The organism is Streptomyces sp. JH14 (genome assembly GCF_029428675.1).
Classification (GTDB): domain Bacteria; phylum Actinomycetota; class Actinomycetes; order Streptomycetales; family Streptomycetaceae; genus Streptomyces.
Genome location: NZ_JAJNEL010000001.1, coordinates 4,436,293 through 4,462,276, shown reverse-complemented (window position 1 = coordinate 4,462,276; position 25,984 = coordinate 4,436,293). Strand labels below are relative to the sequence as shown.

Below are 25,984 nucleotides of genomic sequence, written 5' to 3'. Positions count from 1 at the left end.
CGGGAATTCGTCCCAAGAGACAACGAAGGAAGCAGGGGGCCGAGATGATACACAGAACCGGGCACGGTGCAGGAACGATCGGCCGGACCGCGGGACGGCCGGGCGCTGCGGCGTTGTCCGCCGTCGCCGTCCTCGCGCTGGCCGTCACCACCGCGGGCTGCAAGGCGCAGCCCGCCAACGGGTCCCCGGCGGCCTCGTCGTCACCGCCGAAGGCCTCCGCCCCGGCGACCGACGACGCCAAGCCCGGGGCAACCGCCTCGCCCTCTCCGGCCCCGTCCCCGTCCTCGTCGTCACCGACCGCGAGCCCGAAGCCGGATCCGCAGGGCAAGACGCTGATGGCGACCGGCTCCCAGGGCAAGCAGGTGCGGGAGCTGCAGGCCCGGCTGCGCCAGATCGGCCACTTCAACCGCACCCCCACGGGTTACTACGGCACCGCCACGGTGGCCGCCGTGCAGTCCTTCCAGGGCAAGCGCGGACTGGACCGTACGGGCAAGACGGACACCCTCACCTGGCAGAAGCTGCTCGCCATGACGCGGAAGCCGACGGCCGCCGAGCTCAACCCGCCGGCCACCCGGCCCGCTGCCCGGCTCGACAAGCGCTGCCTGACCGGCCGGGTGCTCTGCATCAGCAAGAACAGCCGGTCCCTGTCGTGGGTGATCAACGGGCAGGTCGTGTCGACGATGGACGTACGGTTCGGCTCGCAGTACACGCCGACCCGGGAGGGCACCTTCTCCGTCTACTGGAAGTCGCGGCACCATGTGTCGACGATCTACCACACGGCCATGCCGTACGCGATGTTCTTCAGCGGCGGCCAGGCGGTCCACTACTCCGCGGACTTCGCGGCCCGCGGCTACAGCGGCGCCTCGCACGGCTGTGTGAACGTCCGGGACGAGGGGAAGATCGCCGCGCTCTTCGACCAGGTCCGCACCGGCGACAAGGTCGTCGTCTACTGGTGAGGCGGTGGGGCGGCACATCCGGATGAGGGGCGCGGGCGGGACCGGGGGAACGTGTCCCGCCCGCGCCGGGTGCGCTGAGCCGAAGGTACGGGGGGAACCCCGGCTCTGTGCGCTGCCGATGACCAGTCGGCTCACTCTGTACTGCGCCGACGGCCCGGAAAATGTCACACCCCGTGGCAGCGGACCGGCCGACGAGGCTCAGCGGGTGACCGCAGTGGTCCCCGGGGCGGACCGGGACAAGGGGGCCGACGGCGCGTAACCGGCAGGCTTGGACCAGAGCGACGGGACCGTGTGCGAGGCGTCGTCATCCGTGCCCCCGGCGGATCCGCCGCCCTCGCTCTGCTGCCCGTCGCCACTGCCCGGCTGCGCATCGCCGCTCGCGCCGTCCACCGTCTGCAGGACACGCCTGCAGAACCGGTCGAGGCCGCCGGCGCCCTTGGCCAGCACTTCGAGGCGGCGCCTGCGGTCGGCGTCGAGGCGGCCGGCGCGGTAGTCGCGGCAGGCCCTGACGGTCCGTTTGCCCCAGATGCCGTACATGCCGTCCTGCTGCTCGCTGCCGGCTGTGCTGCCGGTCCCGTACGGGACACCGCGGCCTTCCCCGGCGGTGTCCCGGTCACTGTCGGCGTCGCTGCTCTTCCCGCCGTTCCGGCCGAGCCCGCCCTTGCCGCGCGCGCTGTCGGCCTTGCGGGTTCCGTCGCCGGTGGCGGCGGACGGACCGGCCGAGTCCCGGGAGGGATGCGGGTCCGGGGACCCGGACGGCGCGGCGGACGTCCCGTCGGAGTCGAGCCGCTCCTCGGGGGAGGCAGGCGCCGACACGGAGGAGGCGGGCAGCGGGTTGGCGTGCCCGCCGAACGGGCCGAGGAGCATGCCCGTGCCGGCGGCGACCGCCACCCCGCCGAGCGCACAGCCCGCGAGGGAAGCCACCAGACCGAAGCGGACAGGCCTGCTCCAGCGCGGCGCACGCGTGCGGCCGCCGGAGGCCGCGGAGAACGAGGTCGTGGTGGCGGGGGCGGGGCCGATGCGTATCGGTCCGAGCGCCTGCGGCAACTCCGGATGCCCCGACGGCCCCGACGTCCCCCGCGGTTCCGGCAGTTCCGGCAGTTCCGGCAGTTCCGGCAGTTGCAGGTGTCCTGCCGGACCGGACGGGCCGGGGTGCTCCCGCTGCTCGGTCTCGCTGCTCTGCGCGACGTGGCCCGTCGGACGGCCCGGCGTCGGCAGCGTGGCCCGTTCCCCTGCCCGGCCGGCGCGCGGCTGTCCCCGGAAGGCGGCCAGCGCGGCGGCCTCGCCCGGCAGTTCGCCGGTGGCCGGCCGGGCGCTGCGGGCGACGGCACCCAGCGCGGCCGCGAGACGATCGGCTTCGGTACGTGCCTGGCCGTCGACGGGGTCGACCGGTTCGCCGCGGAGCAATCTCTCCGCCGCGTCCTCGTCAAGCCACTCGTGCTGTTCCTCGGCCATCACATGTTCCTCTGCGTCCAAGGACGCGAATGCGTCACACCGGCGGACGCCGCCAGACCGGTGCGGAAAGCGCGCTGTGCGGGTACGGCGCCGAGCTCCGCCGCCTTGCCTGCCGCGCCCCCGTGCGGGTGGGTTCCGACCGGCCCGCTCTCCCCGCCCTCGCTGCTGTCACCGCCGTCACCACTGCCGCCGCTGTCCGCGTGAAGCAGCTCCGCGAGCCGTTTCAGTCCACGGTGCGCGGCGGTACGAACCGCGCCCGGCCGCTTGCCGAGCGTCTGCGCCGCGCTCTTGGCGTCCAGACCGACCACCACACGCAGCACGACGGCCTCGGCCTGGTCCTGCGGCAGTTGGGCGATGAGAGACATCGTACGTCCGGTGGCCAGTGCCTCCATCGCCTCGTCGGCGGTATCGGACTCGGCCGGCTTCTCGGACAGTTCCGTCTCGTCGCCGCCGATCGCGGGACGCCTGCCGCGCATCCGCAGATGGTCCAGAGCCCGGTTGCGCGCTATGCGCGCCGCCCACCCGCGGAACCGGTCGGCGTCGCCGCTGAACCGGTCGAGGTCGCGCGCTATCTGCAGCCATGACTCGGATGCCACGTCCTCGGCGTCCGGTTCCCCCACCAGCGTCCGTATGTAGCCCAGCAGCCGCGGCTGCACAGCGCGGTACACAGTACGGAAGGCGTCTTCGTCCCCGTCCTGAGCCGCGAGCACCGCGGTGGTCAGCTCCGCGTCGTCCCCCAGCACTCCCTCAACCTGCCCTGCTGTCCTGAATCGCAGCTGGTCACCACTGCCGCGCCACCCTGCGCGACTCAGCACGCTACGTCCTTCGCGGGGGTCACGTCCATGACTTGTACAACCCGCAACCTTTCACAGACTTGGGGCGGTGTGACAGAAAACGCATGCGCGGCGCTGAGATGAGTACGGGGTCGTCCTGCGGCCCCGCGGAAGACGACCGGGGCCTCTCCTGTGGGGGGTGGCGGCCCCGGTCGTCCTCGTCATCTCCTACAGCTCTTCACTTCCCGGGCTCCCCCGGACGTTGCTCGCCCAGGGTTCCCCGGTCGCCCGGACGGATCCGCCTACGCGGGCCCGCGGCCACGCGCGCGCCGCGACGCCGCGGCGCGGAGCACCCGCTGCCCCTCCGTCGAGGCATCCAGCACCTGGCGCAATCCGGCCCCTGCACCGGACGCCCCCGCGGTCTCCGCCAGCATTTCCAGGATCCGGATCTGACGGCGCACCTCCCCGGTCACCAGCGGCCCGGCGTCCGGCGCCTCGTCCTCGCGGCAGCGCCGCAGCAGCTCGTCCTCGGCGGCGGGCGTCGCGTCGTGCCCGAGGTGGACCCTCAGGGCCAGGAGCGAGCAGGCCTCGGCCCACGCCCGCAGCCCCGGATCCGTCCGGTCCGCGGGTGCTTCGCCGAGCAGCTTCCGTATCGCGGGTACGGTCCCGTCCTCCCCGGGCGGCAGAACGTCGAGCGCCGTACGTGCCTCGGTCAGCCGGCCCGCCCACTCGTCACCCTTCGCGCAGCCCGCCCAGAGCGGACGCAGCGGGTCGGGGTCGGCGCCCTCCGCGGGCTGGGGCAGGCATCGGTCGAGGCAGGCGGTCCCGCTCGCGACCAGCGCCCGCTCGTCCGCGGCGGCGATCAGTTCCAGCAGGCTCATCGGCAACTCCCCGTCGGCCTGTCCCCGTACGGGTTCGCACGGGGACGCGGCGCTTCCCGCAGCCGCATACCGCTATCAGCGCCGAATGGCTCAAAATCGTCACTGCGACAGTCCGGAAAGCGCCCCACGGTGTCAGGTGAGGCCGGCAGCGACCGGTCCCGTGCGCGCCATGACGTCCTGCATCTGCGTCACACCGCGGACCACGGTGACGGCGAACCACGCCGCCACCATGTCGAACACGCTGCAGGCAATCATGAAGACCATGGCCTCCGTGAATCCCGGCGTACCCATGAGGTCCGAGGACGGTTCCGCCGCGGCAGCGGTCAGGACACTGCTCACCAGCCAGGACGCCCACCAGACGTTGATGGCCCACAGCCGGGGCCGGGGTGCCTCCCCGCCCGGTCCGGCCGGAGTCGACGCCCGCCAGACGTCGAGGACGATGCGCCGCGGGTACCAGAAGCACACAGGGGGGACGACCCAGCCCCAGAAAATCCACGGGCGGCTGTGATGGTGCCCGTGCGGCCGGAAGACCTCCGCGTTCACCCGGACCCGGCGGAGCCAGACCACGAACGTGATCCCGGCGGGCAGAGCGGTCATCGCCTGAAACCACGTCAGCACGGAGTAGAACGTGTCGAAGCGCCCGTCGGGGTCGTGCCCGGCCGCGCGGCCGGAGACGCCCAGACCGTAGCCGGCCAGCAGCAGACCGCCGAGGTCGGTCAGGGCGCACAGCGCGATCAGGGAGACCACGGCGTACGAGAGTCCGACCGGCGAGCGCAGCCGGGCCTGCGGCAAGGACCTGACGAGTGGTGCGGACGGTGTGGACGACATGCGGGACCCCCCGGGCTCGGCGTGTGTCCTTCTGGGCACACGGCATGCGGAGCCTAAACGAGTGAGTCCGGAGTCCCGCCGCCCGCTCAGCCCGCCGTGTCGATCTTCGTGGCCAGCGCCCGGAACTGACTCCAGGTCAGCGCCGGCGTCGCCGGGTCCCACAGCTTCTGCGCCGTGGCCCTCAGCGGCATCCGGATCCCTGCCGCCACCTGGTTCTGGGTCTGGGCCTGCGGGAGGTCGCCCCAGACCGCGAACCGGCCGCCCAGGATCTGGCCCGAGTAGCGGGACGGTACCGGTTTCGTGCCGCGCAGGACGAGCGGGGTCCACTGTTCGTAGATCCGCTGCCCCGTCGGGTACACGAAGGCATTGGGCTGGCCGAGCACGTAATAGAGGAACTCGTCGTTGAGGTTCACCAGTCGACGGCCCTCACCCAGATACTCCTCCGGCGGCCGGGCGCCGTACTCCTTGCCCGTCCAGTACTCGACCTCGATGTTCTTGTCCGCCCGGACGATTCCGCCACGGAAGAAGCCGTCGTTCCACGCCTTCGGCTGCAGCCCGTGCGGGCGCACCACCGCCGCCCGGTCGTTGAGCCACCCCGTGGCGAGGTCCTTGATGCCGGCCGCCGAGCCGTACTTCAGCTGGGCGGCACGCTGGAGCTGCGGGTACGAGGCCGCCGGGTTCTGCACCGTCAGCGCGCGGTACTCGTCGCCGCCGAGATGCCAGTACCTGCCTCCGAAGAGCTCCATGAACTCGCCGATCAGCTGGTCGACGAGTTTCGCGGAGCCCGGATTGGAGATGTCGATCGACCCGGTCGAAACCACGCCGGCCGTGTTGCGGAGCTGAAGGTCCGGGTGGGGACGCAGGACGGCCCCGAGGTGGCCCGGGGAGTCGATCTCGGGGACCACATCGATGTGCAGCCGGCCCGCCAGGGCGAGGATCTGGCGGACCTCCGCCTTGGTGAGGTGTTCGGGTGACACCACCTCGGGGTGGGTGTCGGACTGGATCCGGAATGCCTGGTCGTCGGAGAAGTGCAGGCCCAGCTGGTTGAGCTTGAGGTCGGCCATCTCGCGCAGCCGGTCCTCGATCCAGCCGACGCTGTAGTACTTGCGCGCGATGTCGAGGTTGAGTCCGCGCTGAGGCCGTCCGGGGCTGTCGCGCACTTCTCCCTCGGGCATTGCGCCGTCGGCGCGCAGCGACTGTTTCAGGGTGCGGGTTCCGTAGAAGACGCCCGCCTGGTCGGGGCCGGTGATGGTGACCCGCCCGCCCTGGGTCTTCAGGGTGTACGACTCGGGGGCGCCGGAGCCGCCCAGGGTCAGCTCGACGTCGCCCGCGCGGGCCGGGACGGCGCCCCGGTAACGGATCTTCAGCTCATCGGCCAGCAGCTGCGCCTCGTCCGCGAGGCCCCCGCTGCCGGGGCCGATCACGACGGTGCTGGCCCGGCCCGGCTGCCAGCCGGGGCCCCGGGCGGGGATGTGCTCGCGCACGGCGGGGATGGTGCGGGGCGCGGAGGAGAGCGGATAGCTGCGAGTCGGCGACGGGGCGACCGACGCGTGCGAGGGGGCGCTGGCCACGGCCGTCCTCCCCGGTCCTCCGCTGCCGGATTCTTCCGGCCAGACGACGACGGTGATCGTCACCGCGGCCGCGACGGCGACGGCCGCACCGGCTGCGAGGGCACCGCGTGAGGGCGACATCAGTCAGAAACCTCCGATATGAGCGGGCAACAGGGCAGAAGTAGGGAGATTGCCGGGCATTCTCCTCGAAGAATCGTCCATCAGCCGTTCCGAAACCCTCCCTTCCGGGTGATGTTCGCGCATCCGTCGGACGCTCGTTGCCCTGCGTCGATAGCGTGGGGGCACATTCGTCTCTCCCTTCACCCTGTATCTCCCTGGTCTCACCCGTCCCTCCCACCCCAGGGTCACAGACCCCGCTGATGCGAGGAGCCCACGCTGTCCAGGCCCAGCGAGTCCCACGCCGGCCTCCCCGAACCGCCCGGGCGGTCGCCACAGGCGCCCTCCACCGGACGGGCCGCCGTGCCCGTGCAGAGCTGCGGTCCGGCCCACATCGGTGCCCGCTCCCGTGGCCTCGACCGGTTCAACTCCCTGCCGGCCGCCGCCGCCGAGGCCGCCCTGCTCGCCTGCTGCGGCAGCCTCCGCTGGGCGAAGCGACTGGCCGCCCACCGCCCGTACCCCGACCTGGACGCCCTGCTGGCCGCCGCCGACGAGGCGGGCTACGACCTGGCCCCGGCGGATCTCGCCGAGGCGCTCGCCGCCGAGGACTCCCCCGGACTGCACCACGCCGCGCCCCCGTCCGCGCATCTCGCGCTGAGCGCCGCGCACGCCGCGTACGAATGTCGCTTCGGCCATGTCTTCGTGATCTGCCTGGACGCCTTCGCGCCCTCCGAGCATCCGGACCAGGTGCTGGCCGGCATCCGGGCCAGGCTGGGCCACGAGCCGGACGAGGAGCGGGTCGTCACGGCGGACGAGATGCGCAGACTCGCCCGGGGCCGCATCATCGATCTGGTGACGGCCGGCGACCGGGCGTAGGAGCTCTTCTGGGGTTCCTGCACCGGAAGCGACCGGAACGGACCGGGTCAGACCGGGTCGGACCGGGCCGGACCCACGTGAGGACGGGCCCGGAAAGCATCGTTCTAGCCCGTCCGTGCCTGTTTGATTGCCACTTTGATCACACCAGAGGCCCCGGCGCGAACGAACCGACAAACCGTCGCTACGATGGCCGGGGCCGGTGGACCGTACCCGGCCGGGTCAGACCGACAGTCAAGCCGGCCGACCCCAATCCCCGCTCCCGGAGGGTTCTTCCGTGCCGGCTGGAACGCTGTACCGCGGCCGGGAAGGCATGTGGTCCTGGGTGGCTCATCGAGTCACCGGTGTCCTCATTTTCTTCTTCCTGTTCGTACACGTCCTGGACACCGCTCTCGTCCGCGTTTCCCCCGAGGCCTACGACGACGTCGTGGCCACGTACAAGACGCCGATCGTCGCGCTCCTCGAATACGGCCTGGTGGCCGCCATTCTCTTCCACGCGCTGAACGGTCTCCGCATCGTCGCCGTGGACTTCTGGGCCAAGGGCCCGCGCTACCAGAAGCAGATGCTCTGGTCCGTCGTGGGTATCTGGGTCGTGCTGATGGTCGGGGCCCTGTACCCCGTCCTCGGCCACGCCGTACGCGAAGTCTTCGGGAGCTGAGGCCAATGTCCACCGAGTCCTCCGCCGCGATCGGCTCCGTCGAAGGCGTCAGCCTCTACGACGTCGACCACCCGGCCCCGGTCATCGAGCCCCCGCGCAAGCGGACGGGCAAGAGCCCCAAGGCTTCGCGCACCAACTTCGAGATGTACGCCTGGCTCTTCATGCGCCTGTCGGGCATCGTTCTCGTCGTCCTGGTCATCGGTCACCTGCTGATCCAGCTCGTGCTGGACGGCGGTGTCTCCAAGGTCGGCTTCGCCTTCGTGGCGGGCCGCTGGGCCTCGCCGTTCTGGCAGGTCTGGGACCTGGCAATGCTGTGGCTGGCCATGCTCCACGGCGCCAACGGCCTCCGTACGGTCATCAACGACTACGCCGAACGGGACAACACCCGCTTCTGGCTGAAGATGCTGCTGTACACCGCCACGGTGTTCACCGTCCTGCTGGGCACGCTGGTGATCTTCACCTTCGACCCGAACATCCGCTAGGCGCCGGGCCAGAGGGACCAGAGGAAATCATGCAGATCCACAAGTACGACACCGTCATCGTCGGCGCCGGCGGCGCCGGCATGCGCGCGGCCATCGAGTCGACGAAGCGCAGCCGTACCGCCGTGCTCACGAAGCTGTACCCGACCCGCTCCCACACGGGCGCCGCGCAGGGCGGCATGGCCGCCGCGCTCGCCAACGTGGAAGAGGACAACTGGGAGTGGCACACCTTCGACACGATCAAGGGCGGCGACTACCTGGTCGACCAGGACGCCGCCGAGATCCTGGCGAAGGAGGCCATCGACTCCGTTCTCGACCTGGAGAAGATGGGCCTGCCGTTCAACCGCACGCCCGAGGGCAAGATCGACCAGCGCCGCTTCGGCGGCCACAGCCGTAACCACGGCGAGGCCCCGGTCCGCCGGTCCTGCTACGCCTCGGACCGCACCGGCCACATGATCCTCCAGACGCTGTACCAGAACTGCGTCAAGGAGGGTGTGGAGTTCTTCAACGAGTTCTACGTCCTGGACCTGCTGCTGCAGGAGGTCGACGGAGTCAAGAAGTCCGCGGGCGTCGTCGCGTACGAGCTGGCCACCGGCGAGATCCACATCTTCCAGGCGAAGTCGATCATCTTCGCCTCCGGCGGCACCGGCAAGTTCTTCAAGGTGACGTCGAACGCCCACACCCTGACCGGTGACGGCCAGGCCGCCGCGTACCGCCGCGGTCTGCCGCTGGAGGACATGGAGTTCTTCCAGTTCCACCCGACGGGCATCTGGCGCATGGGCATCCTGCTGACGGAGGGCGCCCGTGGTGAGGGCGGCATCCTCCGCAACAAGGACGGCGAGCGCTTCATGGAGAAGTACGCGCCCGTCATGAAGGACCTCGCGTCCCGTGACGTCGTGTCCCGCTCCATCTACACGGAGATCCGTGAGGGCCGCGGCTGCGGTCCCGAGGGCGACCACGTCTACCTCGACCTCACGCACCTGCCGCCGGAGCAGCTGGACGCGAAGCTCCCGGACATCACCGAGTTCGCGCGTACGTACCTCGGTATCGAGCCCTACACGGACCCGATCCCGATCCAGCCGACCGCGCACTACGCCATGGGCGGCATCCCGACCAACGTCGAGGGCGAGGTGCTGGCCGACAACACCACCGTCGTCCCGGGCCTGTACGCCGCCGGCGAGGTCGCGTGCGTCTCCGTGCACGGGGCCAACCGCCTGGGCACCAACTCGCTGCTCGACATCAACGTCTTCGGGCGCCGGTCGGGCATCGCCGCCGCCGAGTACTCCGCGAAGCACGACTTCGTCGAGCTTCCCGAGAACCCGGCGCAGCAGGTCATCGACCAGGTCGAGCGGCTGCGCAACTCGACGGGCACCGAGCGCGTCGCGACGCTCCGTCTGGAGCTGCAGGAGTGCATGGACGCCAATGTGATGGTGTTCCGTACCGAGCAGACCATCAAGACGGCCGTCGACAAGATCGCCGAGCTGCGCAGGCGCTACCTGAACGTGTCCATCCAGGACAAGGGCAAGCGGTTCAACACGGACCTCCTCGAGGCCATCGAGCTGGGCAACCTGCTCGACCTGGCCGAGGTCATGGCGACCTCGGCGCTGGCCCGCAAGGAGTCCCGCGGCGGTCACTACCGCGAGGACTACCCGAACCGCGACGACGTCAACTTCATGCGCCACACCATGGCGTACCGCGAGGTCGCGGCCGACGGCACCGAGTCGATCCGGCTCGACTACAAGCCCGTCGTCCAGACCCGCTACCAGCCGATGGAGCGTAAGTACTGATGGCTACCCCGACTATGGACAAGGTGGAGGCGGAGTCCGCCGCCTCCCCGTACATCACGGTCACCTTCCGGATCCGCCGCTTCAACCCCGAGGTCTCCGAAGAGGCCCAGTGGCAGGACTTCCAGGTCGAGATCGACCCGAAGGAGCGTGTCCTCGACGCCCTTCACAAGATCAAGTGGGACATCGACGGCACCCTGACGTTCCGTCGCTCCTGTGCGCACGGCATCTGCGGCTCCGACGCGATGCGGATCAACGGCAAGAACAGGCTCGCCTGCAAGACGCTGATCAAGGACATCTCCCCGGAGAAGCCGATCACGGTCGAGGCCATCAAGGGCCTCACGGTCCTCAAGGACCTCGTGGTCGACATGGATCCGTTCTTCCAGGCGTACCGCGACGTCATGCCGTTCCTCATCACCAAGGGCAACGAGCCGACGCGCGAGCGTCTGCAGTCCGCCGAGGACCGCGAGCGGTTCGACGACACCACCAAGTGCATCCTGTGCGCCGCGTGCACCTCGTCGTGCCCGGTGTTCTGGAACGACGGCCAGTACTTCGGCCCGGCTGCGATCGTCAACGCGCACCGCTTCATCTTCGACTCGCGCGACGAGGGCGGCGAGCAGCGCCTGGAGATCCTCAACGACCGTGACGGCGTGTGGCGTTGCCGCACCACCTTCAACTGCACGGACGCCTGCCCGCGTGGCATCGAGGTCACCAAGGCGATCCAGGAAGTGAAGCGCGCGCTGATCACGCGTCGCTTCTGACCCTTCCGGCAGGCCAGTTGCACAGGAGGCCCCGTTTTCCGCGGTAACACCGCGGGAAGCGGGGCCTCTTGCTGCGTTCCGCGGGCCATGACGGTACGGTCGTGCGGAACCGGACACCGGTTCGGCGCCCCCTGGCGCAGCAAGGCGCGGGGCGCACACGTTTGATCGAGAGCGGGGAACGTTGAGCGATCCGAATCCGTACGCGGACGACTCGCAGAAGTGGGGGCCTCCCCAGCAGCCGGGCAATCCGCCCACCGTCCCGGACGCCCAGGGGTACGGCTACCCGGGCGCGGGCACGCCGGGTGCGGGCAACCCGGCCTACGGCTACCCGCAGCAGCTGCCCGACGCCGCGGCCCAGCAGGGCCCCGGATACGGCTACCCGAACCAGCCGGCCGTGCCCGGATACGGCTACCCGCAGCAGCCGGGCCCGGGGGTCGGCGGCGGGGCGCCGATGCTGTCCTTCGGCGACATCACCGTCATGAACGACTCGATCGTGACACCGTCCGGCACGATGCCCCTCAAGGGCGCGGTCTGGACGGCCACCGACATGTCGCGCACCGAGGAGAAGATCCCGACGGTCGCGATCGTGCTCGCGATCATCTTCGCCCTGCTCTGCCTGATCGGACTGCTCTTCCTCCTGATGAAGGAGAAGAGGACGACCGGCTTCATCCAGGTCTCGGTCACCAGTGGCGGCCGGCACCACTCGACGATGATCCCGGCGACGGGCCCGGAGACCTTCCAGATGGTGATGGCTCAGATCAACACGGCGCGTTCGATGAGCATCTGACGCCCCGACGCGTCAGAACCGACGTTCCGCCGCACCGCATCCGACGGTCGGCCTCGGCACGCGAGCTGCGGACGTGGGCGGAGAGGGGCGGGTGCCGGGCACGGCAACGCCCCTCTCCGCACGGCGGGGTGGCGCCGCCGCCCGGTGGAGCTCAGTCCCGGCCGGTGTCTCCCTGATCCTCCGCGACGACCATGATGCGCCGCAACATGTCGTTGAGCAGGGCCCGTTCGCCCGCGTCGAGGACGCCGAGGAGCCGGTACTCCTCGTGCCCGAGGAAGTCCATCGCGCCGAGCCAGGTCGAGCGGCCCGCTTCGGTGAGTTCCACGTTGACCCGCCGCCGGTCCGTGGTGGACGGCATGCGACGGACGAAGCCCCGCCGTTCGAGCGCGTCCAGCCGGCCGGTGACGGAAGCCGGGGCGAGGTCGAGATCGGCGGCGAGTTCGGAAGGGGCCGCCCTGCCGCCGCGTCCGGCGAGCTTGTGGAGCGTGTCGAACTCCTGGCGGTCCAGGTCGAAGTCGACCAGGGACTGTTCGCGCACCCGCCGCAGGTGGACGGAGAGTTTCGTCATGCGGGTCACCGCGCCCTCGACATCGGGATCGAGGTCGGGAAGCACGGGCTTCCACCGCTCCACATGTCCGTCGGTCCAGTCGCGTCGCTCCATGAGGAAAGGGTACGCCTGGAGCTCCAGCATGTTTCGATACCAGATATTTCGTTGACGAATAGTTCGGTGTCGAAATAGATTCCGGCGCATGCCGCATCCCTTGCGCACGCGCGCCTTCCGCCTGCTCTTCGTCGGACGCACCCTCTCCCTCCTCGGCGACGCCGCCATTCCCACCGCACTCTCGATCGCCGTCTACCTGGCCACCGGTTCGAACGCCGCCCTCGCCCTGGTCCTGGCCTGCGCGATGGTGCCCAAACTGATCCTTCTGCCGCTCGGCGGCGTCGTCGGCGACCGCTTCAACGCCCGTACGGTCGCGCTCACCACCGATCTCGTGCGGTGCGCGACCCAGCTCTTCGTCGGCGCTCAACTGCTCGGCGGCTCCCCGCAGTTGTGGCAGATCGCGGTCGCCGAGGCGATCGGCGGCGCGGCGAGCGCGTTCGCCATGCCGACCGTGTCGCCACTGATCACCGGAACCGTGGAAGCCCCCGGCCTGCTGCGCGCCAACTCCCTGATGGCGGTGGTGAGCAGCGCGACCCGGGTGGCCGGACCCGCACTCGGGGGAACCCTGATCCTCACCGCGGGTCCGGGCTGGGCCTTCGTGCTGGACAGCGCGAGCTTCGCGGTGAGCGCCGCACTGCTGTCCGCCATCAAGGTCAGGCATGTGCCGATCCCGCGCCGATCGGTGCTCAGCGACCTCAAAGAGGGCTGGAGCGAGGTGCGCAGCCGCGACTGGTACTGGACGAGTCTGATCGCCCACGCTGCCTGGAACGGCGCGGCAGCCGTGCTGATGACCCTGGGGCCGGCCCTCGCCGTGCGGGAGATGGGCGGCAAGGGCGCCTGGATCGCCCTGCTCCAGACCGGCGCGATCGGCCTGCTGCTCGGCTCACTGCTGGCCGGGCGCGCCCGGCCGCGCCGCCCCGTCCTGGTCGCCAACCTGGGGCTCGCCACCTACGCGCTCCCGCTCGGCCTTCTCGCGGCGGGCGCGCCCACCGTGCTGACCATCGCCGCGTACGGCGTCGCGCAGGCGGGCCTCGGCTTCCTCGGCCCGGTCTGGGACACCTCGGTCCAGTCCGCGGTGCCCGCGCACGCGCTGGCCCGGGTCACGTCGTACGACTGGCTGCTCTCGCTGGCCGCGATGCCCCTCGGTTACGCCCTGGCCCCGCTCGCCGCCTCGGCCTGGGGGGCCGAACTCCCGCTCGCCGTGGCCGCGGTGGCGGTCGGCGCATCCTGTCTGGCGACGGCCGCGGTGCCGGGCGTACGGCACTTCACAGCGCCAACGACGCCGGCCGCGAAGTCCGGGGCCACGGAGAACGACCACTCCGGAGTATCCGCTTGAACATGTTCAAATGCAGGTCTACAGTTCATGACAACAGCATTTGAACGCGTTCAAGGGAGGGTGGGGCATGGACCTCACTGTTGTCGCGTACGTCATCTACCTGCTGATCAGCGTGGCGCTCACCATCTGGGTCGCCCGCACACTGAGCCGTAACGGAAAGGTCTTCCTCGCCGACGTCCTGCAGGGAAACGAAAAGCTCGCCGACGCCGTCAACCACCTGCTGGTCGTCGGCTTCTACCTGGTCAACCTGGGTTTCGTCACCCTCTACCTGAAGAACTCCGACGCGGTCGCCGACGCCCGCGAGCTCTTCGAGGCGCTCTCGGTGAAGGTCGGCGTCGTCCTGCTCGTCCTCGGAGTGATGCACCTCGGCAACGTCTACGTGCTCAACAAGATCCGCCGCCGCGGTCTGATGGAGCGTGAGCAGACCCCGCCCGTACCGCCGCAGGGCTGGACCGGCCCCACCGGCCAGGGCCCGTGGGCCGCACCCGCCGCCGGCCGGTGACCGGTCGGGTCACGGCCCCGTTCGACGGGCGGCGCACGCCCGTCGAACGGCTCACCGTGCTCTACGACGCGCAGTGCTCGCTCTGCGTCCATGTGCGCCACTGGCTGATGAAACAGCGTCAGCTCGTCCCGCTCGATCTCGTCCCGGCGGCCTCCGCGGAGGCGCGGCGCCGCTTCCCCGGACTCGACCACGCCGGGACGCTCTCCGAGATCACCGTGATCGGCGACCTGGGGCAGATCTACCGCGGGACCTCCGCCTGGATCGTCTGCCTCTGGGCGCTGGCCGAACACCGGCCCAAGGCCCACTGGCTGGCCACCCCGGCCGGCCTGCCGTTCGCCCGGGCGTCGGTGCTCGCCGCCGCCCGGTACCGGTCGGCGACGGCCGCGCCCTGCGGACCGGAGGACGGGGCCTGCCGGGTACCGGCTCCGGGCCCGGACATCGAAGGCTAGTGCCGCGTCAGCCAAGGTTTGCCCGCCAAGGAGCGGCGTCCGGTGCGTGCTGTCGGCGTGACGGCCGGAAGTCCTCGTACTGGACGTACTCGGGCTTTCGGCCGGTGCGGCGACAGTGCGTGCCGGGCGTCGCGACGGGGCGAACCTTGGCTGACACGGCACTAGTCCGGGCGGATACCCTCGGGGGCGTGGTGAAGGATGCGAAGGACGTGAAGGAAGTCAAGGCTCCCAAGAGCGAGCAGACCCGCACACTCATTCTCGAAACCGCGCTCCGGCTCTTCGAGGAACGCGGTTACGACAAGACGACGATGCGAGCCATCGCGCAGGAGGCCGGGGTTTCCGTCGGAAACGCCTACTACTACTTCGCCGGCAAGGAACATCTCGTCCAGGGCTTCTACGACCGGCTCGCCGCCGAGCACGAGGCGGCGGTCCAGTCGGTCCTGGCGGGCGACAAGGACCTGGCCGTACGCATGCGCGGGGTACTGCTCAGCTGGCTCGACGTGGCCGAGCCGTACCACCGCTTCGCCGCCCAGTTCTTCAAGAACGCCGCCGACCCGGAAAGCCCCCTCTCCCCGTTCTCGAAGGACTCGGTCGCCGCCCGGGAGGCGGCGATCTCCATCCACGAGCGGTGCCTGGCGGGCTCCAGTACCAAGGTCGACCCCGACATGGCGGAGGAACTGCCTCAGCTGATGTGGCTGATACAGATGGGTCTGGTGCTGTTCTGGGTGTACGACCGGACGGAGGGGGCCGAACGCAGCCGCCGGCTCGTCGAACGCACCGCCCCGATCGGCGCGCGCGCGATCGCGCTGTCCCGGTTCCGGGTGCTTCGCCCGCTGGTGCGTCAGGTCTACGACGTACTGACGGAGTTCCTCCCCGGGACGGCCGGGCATCCGGCCGAGGACGGGACGGGCGCAGAGCGGCCTGCCACGAAGAAGCGCACCCCCGGGAAGCGCGCCGCGAAGCAGTGAACGGACCGGGGCCGGCCGGAGACCTCGCACCTCGTGCGACAGTCCCCGACCGGCCCCGGTCCTTCGGTGCTCGGCCCCCGGCTCGCCGGACAGGTCCTAGATCCAGCTGAGCTCCCACAGCCGCCAGATGCCCGTGCCGTCCGACAGGTACTGCGAGCCGGAGACATCCGTCTTGCTGACGACGTAGTCCTTCTTCTGCCACAGCGGTACGAGCGGCACGTCCTCGCCGACCAGCGCCTGGAGGTCCTTGAAGTCCCCCGCGGTGCGGCTGCGGTCGCTGTACTGCAGCGTGGCCGAGATCAACTGGTCCATCTTCTTGCTGGTGTAGCCGTTGTGAAGGCTGGTGTCGCGGCCGACGAGCGGCTGGCTGAAGGTGTCGGGGTCCGGGTAGTCGGGCAGCCATCCGACGGTGTACGCGTCGTACTTGCCGGCCGCGTACCCCTTCTGGAACTCCTGCCACTCCACGGCCTTGACCGAGACCTTGAACAGCCCGCCCGCCTCCAGCTGGCGGCGCAGCTCGGCGGTCTCCTTCGTATACGCGTCGTCGGCGCGGTAGGCGAAGTTGATGTGCAGCGGGGTCTGCACCCCGGCCTCCTCCATCAGCTTCTTGGCGCGCGCCTGGTCGGGTGTCGGGTAGTCGTCGAAGAACGGCGTGCTGTGCCCGATGTAGCCCTGCGGGATGAGCGAGTACAGCGGCTCGACGGTGCCCTTGTAGACGTCGGTGACCAGCGGCCCGCGGTCGATGATCGACGCGATGGCCTGGCGCACCTTCTTGTTGGCGAGCGGCGAACCGTCGCGCACGTTGAAGACCAGGTTGCGGATCTCGGCGCTGTCCGCCTCGGTGACGTGCATGTCCGGGTCGCCGGGGTTCAGTTCGGCGAGCGTGGCGGGCGGCAGCTGCCGGTGCGTCACTTGGATCTGCCCGGAGTTCCAGGCCGCCAGGAGTTCGTCCGACTGCTTGTAGTAGCGGATGGTGACCGGGACGCCGGTGTTCTTCACCGCACCCTTGTACCGGGTGTTCGGGACGAGTTCGGCCTTGACACCGGGCTCGTACGACTTCAGGACGTACGGCCCCGAGCCGTCGACACCGTTGCCGGTGCGGAGCTTGTCCGCCGGGTACTGGTCGCGGTCGACGATCGAACCAGCTCCGGTGGCGAGCTTCTGCGGGAAGGTCGCGTCACGCGAGGAGAGGTTGAAGGTGATCGTGCGGCCCTTGGACACCACGCTCTTCAGGCTGGGGAACAGCACCGAGGGGCCGACGTCCGTCTTGATCCTGATCATCCGCTCGATGGAGTACTCGACATCGGCGGCGGTGATCTTCCGGCCGTTGGAGAAGGTCAGGTCGTCGCGCAGTTTGCACTGGTACGTCTGAAGCTTCTGACCGATGAACCCACAGCTCTCGGCGGCGTCCGGCTCGGGGACGATCGCCCCGGACTTGAACGTCATCAAGGACTGGTACACGTTGCTGTACATCGCCCAGGAACCGGCGTCGTACGCACCGGCCGGGTCGAGTGAGGTCACCTCGTCCGTCGTACCGACCATGATCGGATCGTTGTTCACCTCGTCCGAGGGAAGCAACTGCCAGGCGACGACGCCTGCGATGACCAAAACCGCGAAGATCGCGAGAATCCGTAGCCGGATCGACCGCATTGCCGTGCTCTCCCTTACCAGCCCCACCTGGGCAGATGTGCTCAGAAACGCACATCACTCCATGCTCCGGCTCACCCAATCACACGATTTTCACATCTGGAAGAGCAAATCCCTCCCCTTTGACCTTTCGTTGGACAGTTGAAACCTCGGATGGGCCGAACGGCCGAAAACTGTGAAGACACCGTGTGGTTGCCCGGGTGTGCGGTTGCACCGTCGCGCGGTCGCGCCGCCCGGGGGTCCGTGCGGTTCCGTGCGTGACGATCAGGCAGTCGTCACGCCTGCCGCGAGGCGAGCTGCACGACGGTGATGTCGGACGGGGCGCCGACCCGTACCGGCGGACCCCAGGCGCCCGCGCCGCGCGAGACGTACAGCTGGGTGTCGCCATAGCGTTCGAGCCCTGCGACCGTGGGGTTGGCCAGTTCGGCGATGTAGTTGCCCGGCCAGAGCTGGCCGCCGTGGGTGTGGCCGGAGAGCTGCAGGTCCACGCCGTGCGCGACCGCGTCGTCGATGACGACGGGCTGGTGCGCGAGGAGGACGGAGGCACGGGTCCGGTCGCGGTCGCCGAGGGCACGGTCGAAATCGGGTCCCTGCCCCTCGCTCTCCCCGCCGATGTCGTTGACCCCGGCCAGATCGAAGCCGTCGATCTCGACCCGTGCGTTCTCCAGCGGGTGCAACCCCAATTCCCGCACGTGAGCGACCCATTCGGCCGCACCGGAGAAGTATTCGTGGTTGCCGGTGACGAAGAACGCACCGTGACGGGAGGCCAGCCGGGCCAGCGGTTCGGCAGCCGGGCCGAGGTCCTCGACGGATCCGTCGACGAGATCGCCGACCACGGCGATCAGATCGGGCTGGGTCCGGTTGATCGTGTCGACGATCCGCTGGGTGTGGGCGCGGCCCAGGATCGGGCCGAGATGGATGTCGCTCACGACGGCGATCCGGAAGCCGTGGGCGGAACGTGGCAGTTTGGCGAGCGGTACGGTCACGCGCTTGACGCGCGGGCCGCGCAGCACGCCGTAGGTGCCGTAGCCGACGGTGCCGAGCCCTGCGACGGCCGCCGCACCACCGACGGCACGCGCCACGAAGAGGCGGCGGGAGGGGCCGACGGCCGGAGAGGAGGCGGGGGCGTCGGCGACCAGCGTGACAGGGGTTCCGCTCGCGGGTACCTCGGCCGGAGTCCGGTCCGTTTCGGCGGAACGGATCCCGGAGGGCCTTCCGCTGCCCTCGGCGGACGTCCCGTCGCCCGCTGCAGCTGCTGCGCCGGCTGCCGACCGTCGCACCGGCAGCCGTCGCAGGACGGGCCGTACCGCCTCGCCCACCAGCAGAGCCAGCGTCAGATAGAGCAGCGCCGCCAGCCACAGGAAGCCCGGCCAGGCCAGCGCCCGCTGCAGCCAGAACGGGGCGCCCACGCGCCCGGAGACCAGGGCGCCGACGCTCAGCAGGGGCAGCACCCAGGCCGCCGCGGTGCCCGCCCGGCGCAGTGCGCTGCCCGGCGCGGTCGTGTCGCCGACCAAGCGGCGCCATACATAGCGGTGCACGCCGGCCAGCAGCGCGAGGACCGCAACCGCCACCACAACGAAGACGACTGCCACGTGCGCTCCCCCTCCGGCTTCTCATCCATGCGTTTCGTGCGCCTGCGCTTGCCGGACGTGCACTTCGTACACCTCTGTCCGGTCTGCGCGTGACCGGTCAGGCACGTGCGCGGCGCAGTGCCCTGAGTCCGCGGAACCCGATCACGCCGACCGCCGTCCCCAGAAGAAAGGACGTGATGGCGAGCAGCAGATGCACCCAGAAGTACGCCGTCGGGTCACCCGCGTCGTCGAAGGCAAGTCCGCTGCCGTCTTTCCATAGATTCTTGGCGAAAGTGATCCAGATGAACCAGCTCCACACCCCGAAGGCGAGCAGGAACCAGGAGACGGGGCGGCTGAGCTTCATGGATCCAGTATCGCCACCGCAGTCCGGCCGGAACGCTCGGGGTGGGCTGTCCCGGCAGTCCGCGTGGCGGGTCCGGCGGTCCGCATCCCCCTCCACATCATCTGCCTGTACGTTTCCGACCGTGCCTGCTCTGAAAAAGATCGCGTTGACGGTCACCTCTGCCGCCCTGTTGTCCACTTTTGTCGTAGTCCCTGCGTCCGCGGTCGACCAGGACACGTCCGACAACCCCAAGCCGACGGCCCCGATGTCGAAGGTGGGCGGCGAGCGGCTCGCCCGCATCGGCACCCAGGTGGAACTGGGGCCCGGTGCTCCGGTACTGCCCAAGGACCTCACCGGCCGGTCCTGGATCGTCGCGGACGCGGAGAGCGGCGAGGTGCTCGCCTCGCACAACCCGCACTGGCGGCTGCCCCCGGCGTCGACGCTGAAGATGCTGTTCGCGGACACGATCATGGAATCGCCCGAGCTGCAGCCGAAGACCATGACGCACAAGGTCTCGAACGAGGATCTCGCCGGTATCGGCGAGGGCAGCAGCCTGGTCGGCGTCAAGGAGCACCAGACGTACTCGGTCCACGACCTGTGGCTCGGCGTCTTCCTGCGCTCCGGCAACGATGCGGTGCACGTGCTGTCCTCGATGTACGGCGGCGTACCCAAGACCGTCGCCGCCATGCAGGAGCACGCGGAGGAGCTGCAGGCCCTCGACACGCAGGTCGTGTCGCCCGACGGTTACGACGCCCCCGAGCAGGTCTCCAGCGCGTACGACCTCACGCTGTTCGCCCGCAGCGGGCTGCAGAAGGCGGACTTCCGCGAGTACTGCTCAACGGCTGCGGCCGACTTCCCCGGAGAGGAGAAGAAGGGCAAGAAGCGCGAGAGTTTCCAGATCCAGAACACTAACCGGCTGCTCACCGGTGACGCCGGCGTCGTGCCGTACAAGGGCATCGCGGGCGTCAAGAACGGCTACACCACACACGCGGGCAACACCTTCACGGGTGTCGCCGAGCGCAACGGCAAGGTGCTGCTCGTCACGGTCATGAACCCGTCGTCCGACGAGGCCCATGCCGTCTACAAGGAGGCCGCGAGTCTGCTCGACTGGGGCTTCGACGCAGCCGGCAAGGTGACCCCGGTCGGCGAACTGGTCCCCCCGAAGTCGGCGGAGACCGGCGTGGGGAAGGGTTCGGAATCGGCCAGCGGGACGAGCGCGGCCGACGACGGCAAGAAGGGGCCGGCCGCCACCCACGCCTCGGCGGCCGGCGGCTCCAGCGGGATCGGGATCGCACTGGGGATCACCGGTGGCGTCCTGGCTCTGCTGGCGGCCGGTGTGTTCCTGGTCAACCGGCGCTGGCCGCTGCCGGACCTGGTGCGCCGCCTTCCTCGCCGCTGACCTCGGCGGCGCCCTGCGTGGACCCCTTCCTGCCCGGCGTCGCCGTCCAGGCGGCACAGAACAGCAGCAGTTTCGCGGTGAAGTTGATCCACAGCAGCAGGGCGATCGGCACGCCGAAGGCGCCGTACATGCTCTTCGACGCGACACCCTTCATATAGCTGCCGAGCAGCAGTTTGAGGAGTTCGAAGCCGACCGCGCCGATGACCGCGGCCGTCACCAGCCGGCGGCGCCGCGGCTTGACGCCGGGCAGCAGCGTCAGCAGATAGAGCAGCAGCAGGAAGTCGGCCAGGGCCGCCACCACGAGGGCTGCGATCTGCAGCAGCACCCCGCCGGCCCCGCGGTCGGAAAGGCCCACCAGGCGGGCGGTCCAGCCGACCGCGGTGGAGCCGGCCGTGGAAGCGGCGAGGGTGACCAGTGCCGCGCCGCCGAGGCCGATCAGCAGTCCTGCGTCCTTGAGTTTGCGGAGGACCGGATTGCCCTCGTCCACGTCGTCCATCTCCCAGACCGCGCGCAGACAGTCCCGCATCGCGCCGATCCAGCCGACACCCGTGAACAGCAGCACCACACCGGCGATCAGCCCGACCGTACCCGCGTGGGCCACCAGATTGTCGATGCCGAGCTGGTCGGAGATCCCCGGCACCTGCTCGGCGACCTTTTTCTCGATCTTGTCCAGCTGCTCGGCGGTGAGCGTCGCGGCGCCGATCGCCGCACCGACCGCGATCAGCGGGAAGAGCGCGAGGAAGCTGATGAAGGTGATCGCGGCGGCGAGCCTGGTCCAGTGGACCCGGTCGAGCCGTTCGTACGAGCGCCAGGCATGCGTCGTCATCAGCCAGGAGACCAGGGGTCCGACGAGGGGGAGTTTCTTCAGCCAGTCCATGACGTACGCGTACCCTCCGGGGCGCGATAAACCGATGTGCGGGTCCCCACCGAACTCTTCTGGTCAAGGATGGAAGTTCCGTGTCATAAACGGCTGACACTCTTCCAATCACCCATTTCGGTGAGTGTTGTAACAAATCCCTCAAAGGGGTTTTCTCGGGCGATACGGTCACCATCATGTCTGTCGACACCGTGTCCCTGGCCGGCTGGGGCCGTACCGCCCCGACGACCGCCCTGCGGTTCCGCCCTCGTACCTACGAGGAGGCGGCGGCCGCGGTACGCGGCTGCGGACCCCGTGGTTCCATCGCGCGGGGGCTCGGCCGGGCCCACGGCGACGCGGCGCAGAACGCGGGCGGTTCCGTCCTCGACATGACCGCACTGAACCGGATCCGTACCGTCGACGCCGCCTCCGGACTGGTGGTGTGCGACGCGGGCGTGAGCCTGCACCGGCTGATGGAAGTACTGCTGCCGCTCGGCTGGTTCGTGCCGGTGACCCCCGGGACCCGTCACGTCACCGTGGGCGGCGCGATCGGTGCCGACATCCACGGCACGAACCAGCATGTCTCCGGCTCCTTCTCCCGGCATGTACGGGACGTGGAGCTGCTGACCGCCGACGGCGCGATCCACACGGTCCGGCCCGGCACCGCGCTGTTCGACGCGACCGCGGGAGGCATGGGGCTGACCGGGGTGATCCTCTCGGCCACGCTCCAGTTCCACCCCGTCCAGACGTCACTGATGTGGGTCGACACCGAACGGGCCGTCGATCTGGACGACTTGATGGCCCGGCTCACCGCCTCCGACCACCGCTACCGCTACTCGGCCGCCTGGATCGACCTGCTCGCCCGCGGCCGGGCGACGGGGCGCTCCGTACTCACCCGGGGGGAGCACGCACCCCTGCACGTGCTACCGGCGCGCGCCCGGCGCACACCGCTCACGTTCCGCCCGGGCCGGCTGCCCGCGGCGCCGCCGTTCGTACCGGACGGCCTGCTCGGCCGCACCTCCGTCGCCCTGTTCAACGAGTTCTGGTACCGCAGAGCCCCCAGGTTCCGCACCGGCGAACTCCAGAGGCTGACCACGTTCTTCCACCCGCTGGACGGCGTACCGCACTGGAACCGCTTCTATGGCCGGGGCGGCTTCCTGCAGTACCGGTTCGTGGTCGGACATGGTCAGGAGCAGGCGATCCACCGGATCGTCCGGCGGATCGCGCAGCGGCGATGCCCGTCGTTCCTCGCCGTGCTCAAACGTTTCGGGGACGGTGATCCCGGCTGGCTGTCGTTCCCGATTCCGGGCTGGGCACTCGCCCTCGATCTGCCGGCCTCGCTGCCGGGCCTGGCCCGCTTCCTCGACGGACTGGACGACGAAGTGGCGGCCGCGGGCGGGCGCGTCTGCCTGGCGGAGGATTCCCGGCTGCGCCCCGAGACGCTGACCGCGATGTACCCGCGGCTGCCCGCGTTCCGGGCGCTGCGCGCCGAACTGGATCCGAACGGAGCGTTCCGTTCGGATCTGTCGCGGCGGCTCGCGCTCTGATCCCGGCGCCGTGCCCCCTGAAGCCCCTCCCCCGGCTGATTCCCCGTCACGCCGCCCTGTCCTGCCCCTGGTCGATCTCCTGTCTCAGCCCGTGACCCGTCTCCTGTCTCAGCCCCTGCCCCTCGCTGTCCGCTGCCCCCGCTAGGAGTGTTTTCGTGAAGGACGCCTTCGGTGCCCCGCAGTCCCTGCTCGTTCTCGGCGGCACGTCGCAGATCGGGCTGGCCACCGCACGCCGCCTGATCGCCCGCCGCACCCGCACGGTCTGGCTGGCCGGACGCCCCTCGCCGGAGCGGGAGGCGGCCGCGGCGGAACTGCGCGAACTGGGCGCGTACGTCCGTACCGTCGACTTCGACGCCCTCGACTCCGAGTCACACGAGACCGCCCTCGGCAAGATCTTCACCGAGGGCGACATCGACATGGTGCTGCTCACGTTCGGCATCCTCGGGGATCAGGCACGCGACGAGGAGGAGCCGCTCTGCGCGGTTCGGGTCGCCCAGACCAACTACACGGGGGCGGTCTCCGCCGGTCTGGTGTGCGCCGGCGCACTCCAGGCGCAGGGGCATGGATCGCTGGTGGTGCTGTCCTCCGTGGCGGGCGAGCGCGCCCGCCGCGCCGACTTCATCTACGGCTCGAGCAAGGCGGGCCTCGACGCGTTCGCCCAGGGGCTGGGGGACGCGCTGCACGGGACCGGGGTGCATGTGATGGTCGTACGCCCCGGCTCCGTACGGTCGAAGGCCACGGCGGCGACGGCCGGAGCACCGCTCGCGACGACTCCGGAGGCGGTCGCGGACGCGATCGTGACGGGGCTGCGGCGACGCTCGGAGACGGTGTGGGTGCCAGGCGCACTGCGCGTCGTCATGTCGGCGCTGCGGCATGTGCCGCGACCGCTCTTCCGGCGGCTTCCGGTCTGAGCGGCCCGGTCACCGCTCACTCCTCACGGCCGAGCGGCCGCGTCGCGGCTCGGGGGCTCGAGGGGCTCCGTCACGGGCCCCCTCCGAGCGGTTCTGCTACGGCACACGGCCCGGCGGACCCGCTACGGTGCCTGCCGGCTCAGGGGTGCAGGGACGGCTCGTCCACGGAGCTGCCGCCCTGCGCGGGCACGGCCGGCGCGCCGTCCCCGGCCCCGAACGCAAACTCGTTGATCTTGCGCCAGACCGCGTCCGCGCCCTGCTCGTACAGCGCGAAGGAAGCGCACGTCCAGGACGCCTCGTAGTCGGAGAGCTCCTGGTACGCCCGGTCCATCGCCTCCTCGGCGATGTCGTGCGCCACGGTCACATGCGGGTGGTACGGGAACTGCAGCTCGCGCACCAGCGGGCCGGACGCGTCCCGCACCCGCTTCTGCAGCCAGGCGCAGGCCGACGCGCCCTCGACGACCTGGACGTAGACGACCGGTGACAGGGGCCGGAAGGTCCCCGTGCCGGACAGCCTCATCGGGAAGGGCCGGCTGCCCGTCGCGATCCCGGCGAGATGCCGTTCGACCGCGGGCAGGTCGGCCGCCTCCGCCTCGGTCGGCGGGAGAAGGGTGACGTGCGTGGGAATGCCGTATGCGGCAGGGTCCCCGAAGCTCGCGCGCCGCTCCTGGAGCAGGCTGCCGTAGGGCTCCGGGACCGCGATCGAAACGCCGAGCGTTACGGTCCCCACGTCGTTCTCCTCAATCCTCGAAGGTCGGTGGACGGCTTCACGTCGTCACCGGGATCTGTTTCCCGTCGCCAGTGTGCCGCCTGCGGCCGCCATCCCGCCAGGGTCCTTGGACTCAGTGCTTCGCAGGCAGAAAGCCCATCCGGTCGTAGGTCAGCGCGAGGGTCTCGGCGGCCACCGCCCGGGCCTTCTCCGCCCCCTTGGCCAGGATCGAGTCCAGCGACTCCGGGTCGTCGAGATATTCCTGGGTGCGGGTCCGGAACGGTGTGACGAACTCGACCATGACCTCTGCGAGGTCGGTCTTCAACGCACCGTAGCCCTTGCCCTCGTACTTCTGCTCCAGATCCGCGATACGGGTTCCGGTGAGCGTGGAGTAGACGGTCAGGAGGTTGCTGATGCCCGGCTTGTTCTCGACGTCGTACCGGATGACCGTGTCCGTGTCGGTGACCGCGCTCTTGACCTTCTTGGCCGTGGTCTTCGGTTCGTCGAGGAGGTTGATCAGCCCCTTCGGGTTGGCCGTCGACTTGCTCATCTTCGACGACGGGTCCTGAAGGTCGAAGATCTTCGCCGTCTCCTTGAGGATGTACGGATCCGGGATGGTGAAGGTCTCGCCGAACCGGCCGTTGAAACGCGTGGCGAGGTCGCGGGTGAGCTCGATGTGCTGGCGCTGGTCCTCGCCCACCGGGACCTGGTTCGCCTGGTACAGCAGGATGTCGGCGACCTGGAGGACCGGGTAGGTGAAGAGGCCGACGGTGGCCCGGTCGGCGCCCTGCTTCGCGGACTTGTCCTTGAACTGCGTCATCCGGGACGCCTCGCCGAAGCCGGTGAGGCAGTTCATCACCCAGCCGAGCTGGGCGTGCTCGGGGACGTGGCTCTGGACGAAGAGCGTGCAGCGCTCCGGTTCGAGTCCGGCGGCGAGCAGTTGTGCGGCAGCGAGCCGGGTGTTCGCACGCAGCTCGGCGGGGTCCTGCGGAACGGTGATCGCATGCAGGTCCACGACCATGTAGAAGGCGTCGTGGGACTCCTGCAGCGCCACCCACTGGCGGACCGCGCCAAGGTAGTTGCCGAGGTGGAACGAGCCTGCGGTGGGCTGGATTCCGGAGAGCACGCGAGGGCGTTCAGAGGCCATGAAACTCATTGTCTCAGGTACGGAACCGATCTCCGG

26 protein-coding genes are annotated in these 25,984 nt (G+C 70.0%); 14 read left to right on the top strand and 12 right to left on the bottom strand.

Annotated elements, in window-relative coordinates; genetic code table 11:
- The first annotated feature begins 44 nt into the window (after positions 1-44).
- Positions 45-956, top strand: a complete 912-nt coding sequence (locus LRD69_RS20255) for a L,D-transpeptidase family protein (RefSeq protein ID WP_277327962.1) — start codon at positions 45-47, stop codon at positions 954-956.
- 198 nt (positions 957-1,154) lie between these two features.
- Here the strand turns inward: LRD69_RS20255 and LRD69_RS20250 are convergent, their stop codons facing one another.
- The 5 genes from LRD69_RS20250 to LRD69_RS20230 all read right to left on the bottom strand — a co-directional run bounded on the left by LRD69_RS20250 (position 1,155) and on the right by LRD69_RS20230 (position 6,584).
- The gene (locus tag LRD69_RS20250; RefSeq protein ID WP_277327961.1) at positions 1,155-2,411 is read right to left on the bottom strand and encodes a hypothetical protein; all 1,257 of its coding nucleotides are present in this window, start codon (positions 2,409-2,411) and stop codon (positions 1,155-1,157) included.
- Positions 2,411-3,154 (bottom strand): RNA polymerase sigma factor, encoded by a 744-nt coding sequence (locus LRD69_RS20245; protein ID WP_277329805.1) that lies wholly within the window; start codon positions 3,152-3,154, stop codon positions 2,411-2,413. Before LRD69_RS20245 ends, LRD69_RS20250 begins: the two co-directional genes overlap by 1 nt.
- 332 nt (positions 3,155-3,486) lie before the next feature.
- Positions 3,487-4,065 carry a hypothetical protein gene (locus tag LRD69_RS20240; protein WP_277327960.1) on the bottom strand — a complete coding sequence of 193 codons (579 nt, stop codon included), beginning with the start codon at positions 4,063-4,065 and terminating at the stop codon, positions 3,487-3,489.
- Between the two features lie 132 nt (positions 4,066-4,197).
- A complete protein-coding gene (locus LRD69_RS20235) occupies positions 4,198-4,893 on the bottom strand; it encodes a DUF4328 domain-containing protein (protein WP_277327959.1) in 696 nt (231 codons plus the stop codon).
- A gap of 86 nt (positions 4,894-4,979) precedes the next feature.
- Entirely contained in the window at positions 4,980-6,584 is a 1,605-nt protein-coding gene (locus LRD69_RS20230) for a glycoside hydrolase family 20 protein (protein WP_277327958.1), read from the bottom strand.
- A gap of 339 nt (positions 6,585-6,923) precedes the next feature.
- Between LRD69_RS20230 and LRD69_RS20225 the strand changes: the two genes are divergently transcribed.
- From LRD69_RS20225 to LRD69_RS20200, 6 genes are all read left to right on the top strand, one after another.
- Positions 6,924-7,436 (top strand): 2-oxo-4-hydroxy-4-carboxy-5-ureidoimidazoline decarboxylase, encoded by a 513-nt coding sequence (locus tag LRD69_RS20225; RefSeq protein WP_277327957.1) that lies wholly within the window; start codon positions 6,924-6,926, stop codon positions 7,434-7,436.
- Between the two features lie 274 nt (positions 7,437-7,710).
- Entirely contained in the window at positions 7,711-8,091 is a 381-nt protein-coding gene (gene sdhC / locus LRD69_RS20220; protein WP_072486591.1) for a succinate dehydrogenase, cytochrome b556 subunit, read from the top strand.
- Between the two features lie 5 nt (positions 8,092-8,096).
- Positions 8,097-8,573, top strand: coding sequence for a succinate dehydrogenase hydrophobic membrane anchor subunit (locus LRD69_RS20215; RefSeq protein ID WP_277327956.1), 477 nt, complete (start codon positions 8,097-8,099; stop codon positions 8,571-8,573).
- 29 nt (positions 8,574-8,602) lie between these two features.
- The gene (gene sdhA / locus LRD69_RS20210) at positions 8,603-10,357 is read left to right on the top strand and encodes a succinate dehydrogenase flavoprotein subunit (protein ID WP_277327955.1); all 1,755 of its coding nucleotides are present in this window, start codon (positions 8,603-8,605) and stop codon (positions 10,355-10,357) included.
- Positions 10,357-11,115, top strand: coding sequence for a succinate dehydrogenase iron-sulfur subunit (locus LRD69_RS20205; protein WP_277327954.1), 759 nt, complete (start codon positions 10,357-10,359; stop codon positions 11,113-11,115). Before sdhA ends, LRD69_RS20205 begins: the two co-directional genes overlap by 1 nt.
- Positions 11,116-11,296: 181 nt before the next feature.
- Complete coding sequence (locus LRD69_RS20200) at positions 11,297-11,902, top strand: hypothetical protein (protein WP_277327953.1); 606 nt, start codon at positions 11,297-11,299, stop codon at positions 11,900-11,902.
- Positions 11,903-12,053: 151 nt separating this feature from the next.
- Here LRD69_RS20200 and LRD69_RS20195 read toward each other — a convergent pair whose 3' ends face one another.
- Entirely contained in the window at positions 12,054-12,563 is a 510-nt protein-coding gene (locus tag LRD69_RS20195; protein WP_277327952.1) for a MarR family transcriptional regulator, read from the bottom strand.
- An 88-nt stretch (positions 12,564-12,651) separates the two neighbouring features.
- Between LRD69_RS20195 and LRD69_RS20190 the strand changes: the two genes are divergently transcribed.
- From LRD69_RS20190 to LRD69_RS20175, 4 genes are all read left to right on the top strand, one after another.
- Positions 12,652-13,899 (top strand): MFS transporter, encoded by a 1,248-nt coding sequence (locus LRD69_RS20190; RefSeq protein ID WP_277327951.1) that lies wholly within the window; start codon positions 12,652-12,654, stop codon positions 13,897-13,899.
- Positions 13,900-13,966: 67 nt separating this feature from the next.
- Positions 13,967-14,401: a hypothetical protein gene (locus LRD69_RS20185; RefSeq protein WP_277327950.1), complete on the top strand. Its 435-nt coding sequence runs from the start codon at positions 13,967-13,969 to the stop codon at positions 14,399-14,401.
- Complete coding sequence (locus LRD69_RS20180) at positions 14,398-14,850, top strand: DCC1-like thiol-disulfide oxidoreductase family protein (RefSeq protein ID WP_277327949.1); 453 nt, start codon at positions 14,398-14,400, stop codon at positions 14,848-14,850. Before LRD69_RS20185 ends, LRD69_RS20180 begins: the two co-directional genes overlap by 4 nt.
- Before the next feature lie 188 nt (positions 14,851-15,038).
- Positions 15,039-15,818 carry a TetR family transcriptional regulator gene (locus tag LRD69_RS20175; RefSeq protein WP_277327948.1) on the top strand — a complete coding sequence of 260 codons (780 nt, stop codon included), beginning with the start codon at positions 15,039-15,041 and terminating at the stop codon, positions 15,816-15,818.
- A 96-nt stretch (positions 15,819-15,914) separates the two neighbouring features.
- On the opposite strand, the gene LRD69_RS20170 is transcribed toward LRD69_RS20175, so the two are convergent.
- The 3 genes from LRD69_RS20170 to LRD69_RS20160 all read right to left on the bottom strand — a co-directional run bounded on the left by LRD69_RS20170 (position 15,915) and on the right by LRD69_RS20160 (position 19,400).
- Positions 15,915-17,468: an ABC transporter substrate-binding protein gene (locus tag LRD69_RS20170; RefSeq protein WP_277327947.1), complete on the bottom strand. Its 1,554-nt coding sequence runs from the start codon at positions 17,466-17,468 to the stop codon at positions 15,915-15,917.
- A 272-nt stretch (positions 17,469-17,740) separates the two neighbouring features.
- Positions 17,741-19,057, bottom strand: a complete 1,317-nt coding sequence (locus tag LRD69_RS20165; RefSeq protein WP_277327946.1) for a metallophosphoesterase — start codon at positions 19,055-19,057, stop codon at positions 17,741-17,743.
- Positions 19,058-19,154: 97 nt separating this feature from the next.
- Positions 19,155-19,400: a hypothetical protein gene (locus LRD69_RS20160; protein ID WP_277327945.1), complete on the bottom strand. Its 246-nt coding sequence runs from the start codon at positions 19,398-19,400 to the stop codon at positions 19,155-19,157.
- Between the two features lie 121 nt (positions 19,401-19,521).
- Here LRD69_RS20160 and LRD69_RS20155 point away from each other — a divergent pair, with 121 nt between their 5' ends.
- Complete coding sequence (locus tag LRD69_RS20155) at positions 19,522-20,778, top strand: D-alanyl-D-alanine carboxypeptidase (RefSeq protein ID WP_277327944.1); 1,257 nt, start codon at positions 19,522-19,524, stop codon at positions 20,776-20,778.
- On the opposite strand, the gene LRD69_RS20150 is transcribed toward LRD69_RS20155, so the two are convergent.
- Positions 20,726-21,655 (bottom strand): YihY/virulence factor BrkB family protein, encoded by a 930-nt coding sequence (locus tag LRD69_RS20150; RefSeq protein WP_277327943.1) that lies wholly within the window; start codon positions 21,653-21,655, stop codon positions 20,726-20,728. The genes LRD69_RS20155 and LRD69_RS20150 overlap by 53 nt on opposite strands.
- Before the next feature lie 176 nt (positions 21,656-21,831).
- Between LRD69_RS20150 and LRD69_RS20145 the strand changes: the two genes are divergently transcribed.
- Positions 21,832-23,181: an FAD-binding oxidoreductase gene (locus tag LRD69_RS20145; protein WP_277327942.1), complete on the top strand. Its 1,350-nt coding sequence runs from the start codon at positions 21,832-21,834 to the stop codon at positions 23,179-23,181.
- Positions 23,182-23,336: 155 nt separating this feature from the next.
- Positions 23,337-24,092, top strand: a complete 756-nt coding sequence (locus LRD69_RS20140) for a decaprenylphospho-beta-D-erythro-pentofuranosid-2-ulose 2-reductase (protein ID WP_277327941.1) — start codon at positions 23,337-23,339, stop codon at positions 24,090-24,092.
- A gap of 139 nt (positions 24,093-24,231) precedes the next feature.
- Here the strand turns inward: LRD69_RS20140 and LRD69_RS20135 are convergent, their stop codons facing one another.
- A complete protein-coding gene (locus tag LRD69_RS20135; protein WP_277327940.1) occupies positions 24,232-24,822 on the bottom strand; it encodes a 2'-5' RNA ligase family protein in 591 nt (196 codons plus the stop codon).
- 112 nt (positions 24,823-24,934) lie between these two features.
- Complete coding sequence (gene trpS, locus LRD69_RS20130; RefSeq protein WP_277327939.1) at positions 24,935-25,948, bottom strand: tryptophan--tRNA ligase; 1,014 nt, start codon at positions 25,946-25,948, stop codon at positions 24,935-24,937.
- Positions 25,949-25,984: the final 36 nt, after the last annotated feature.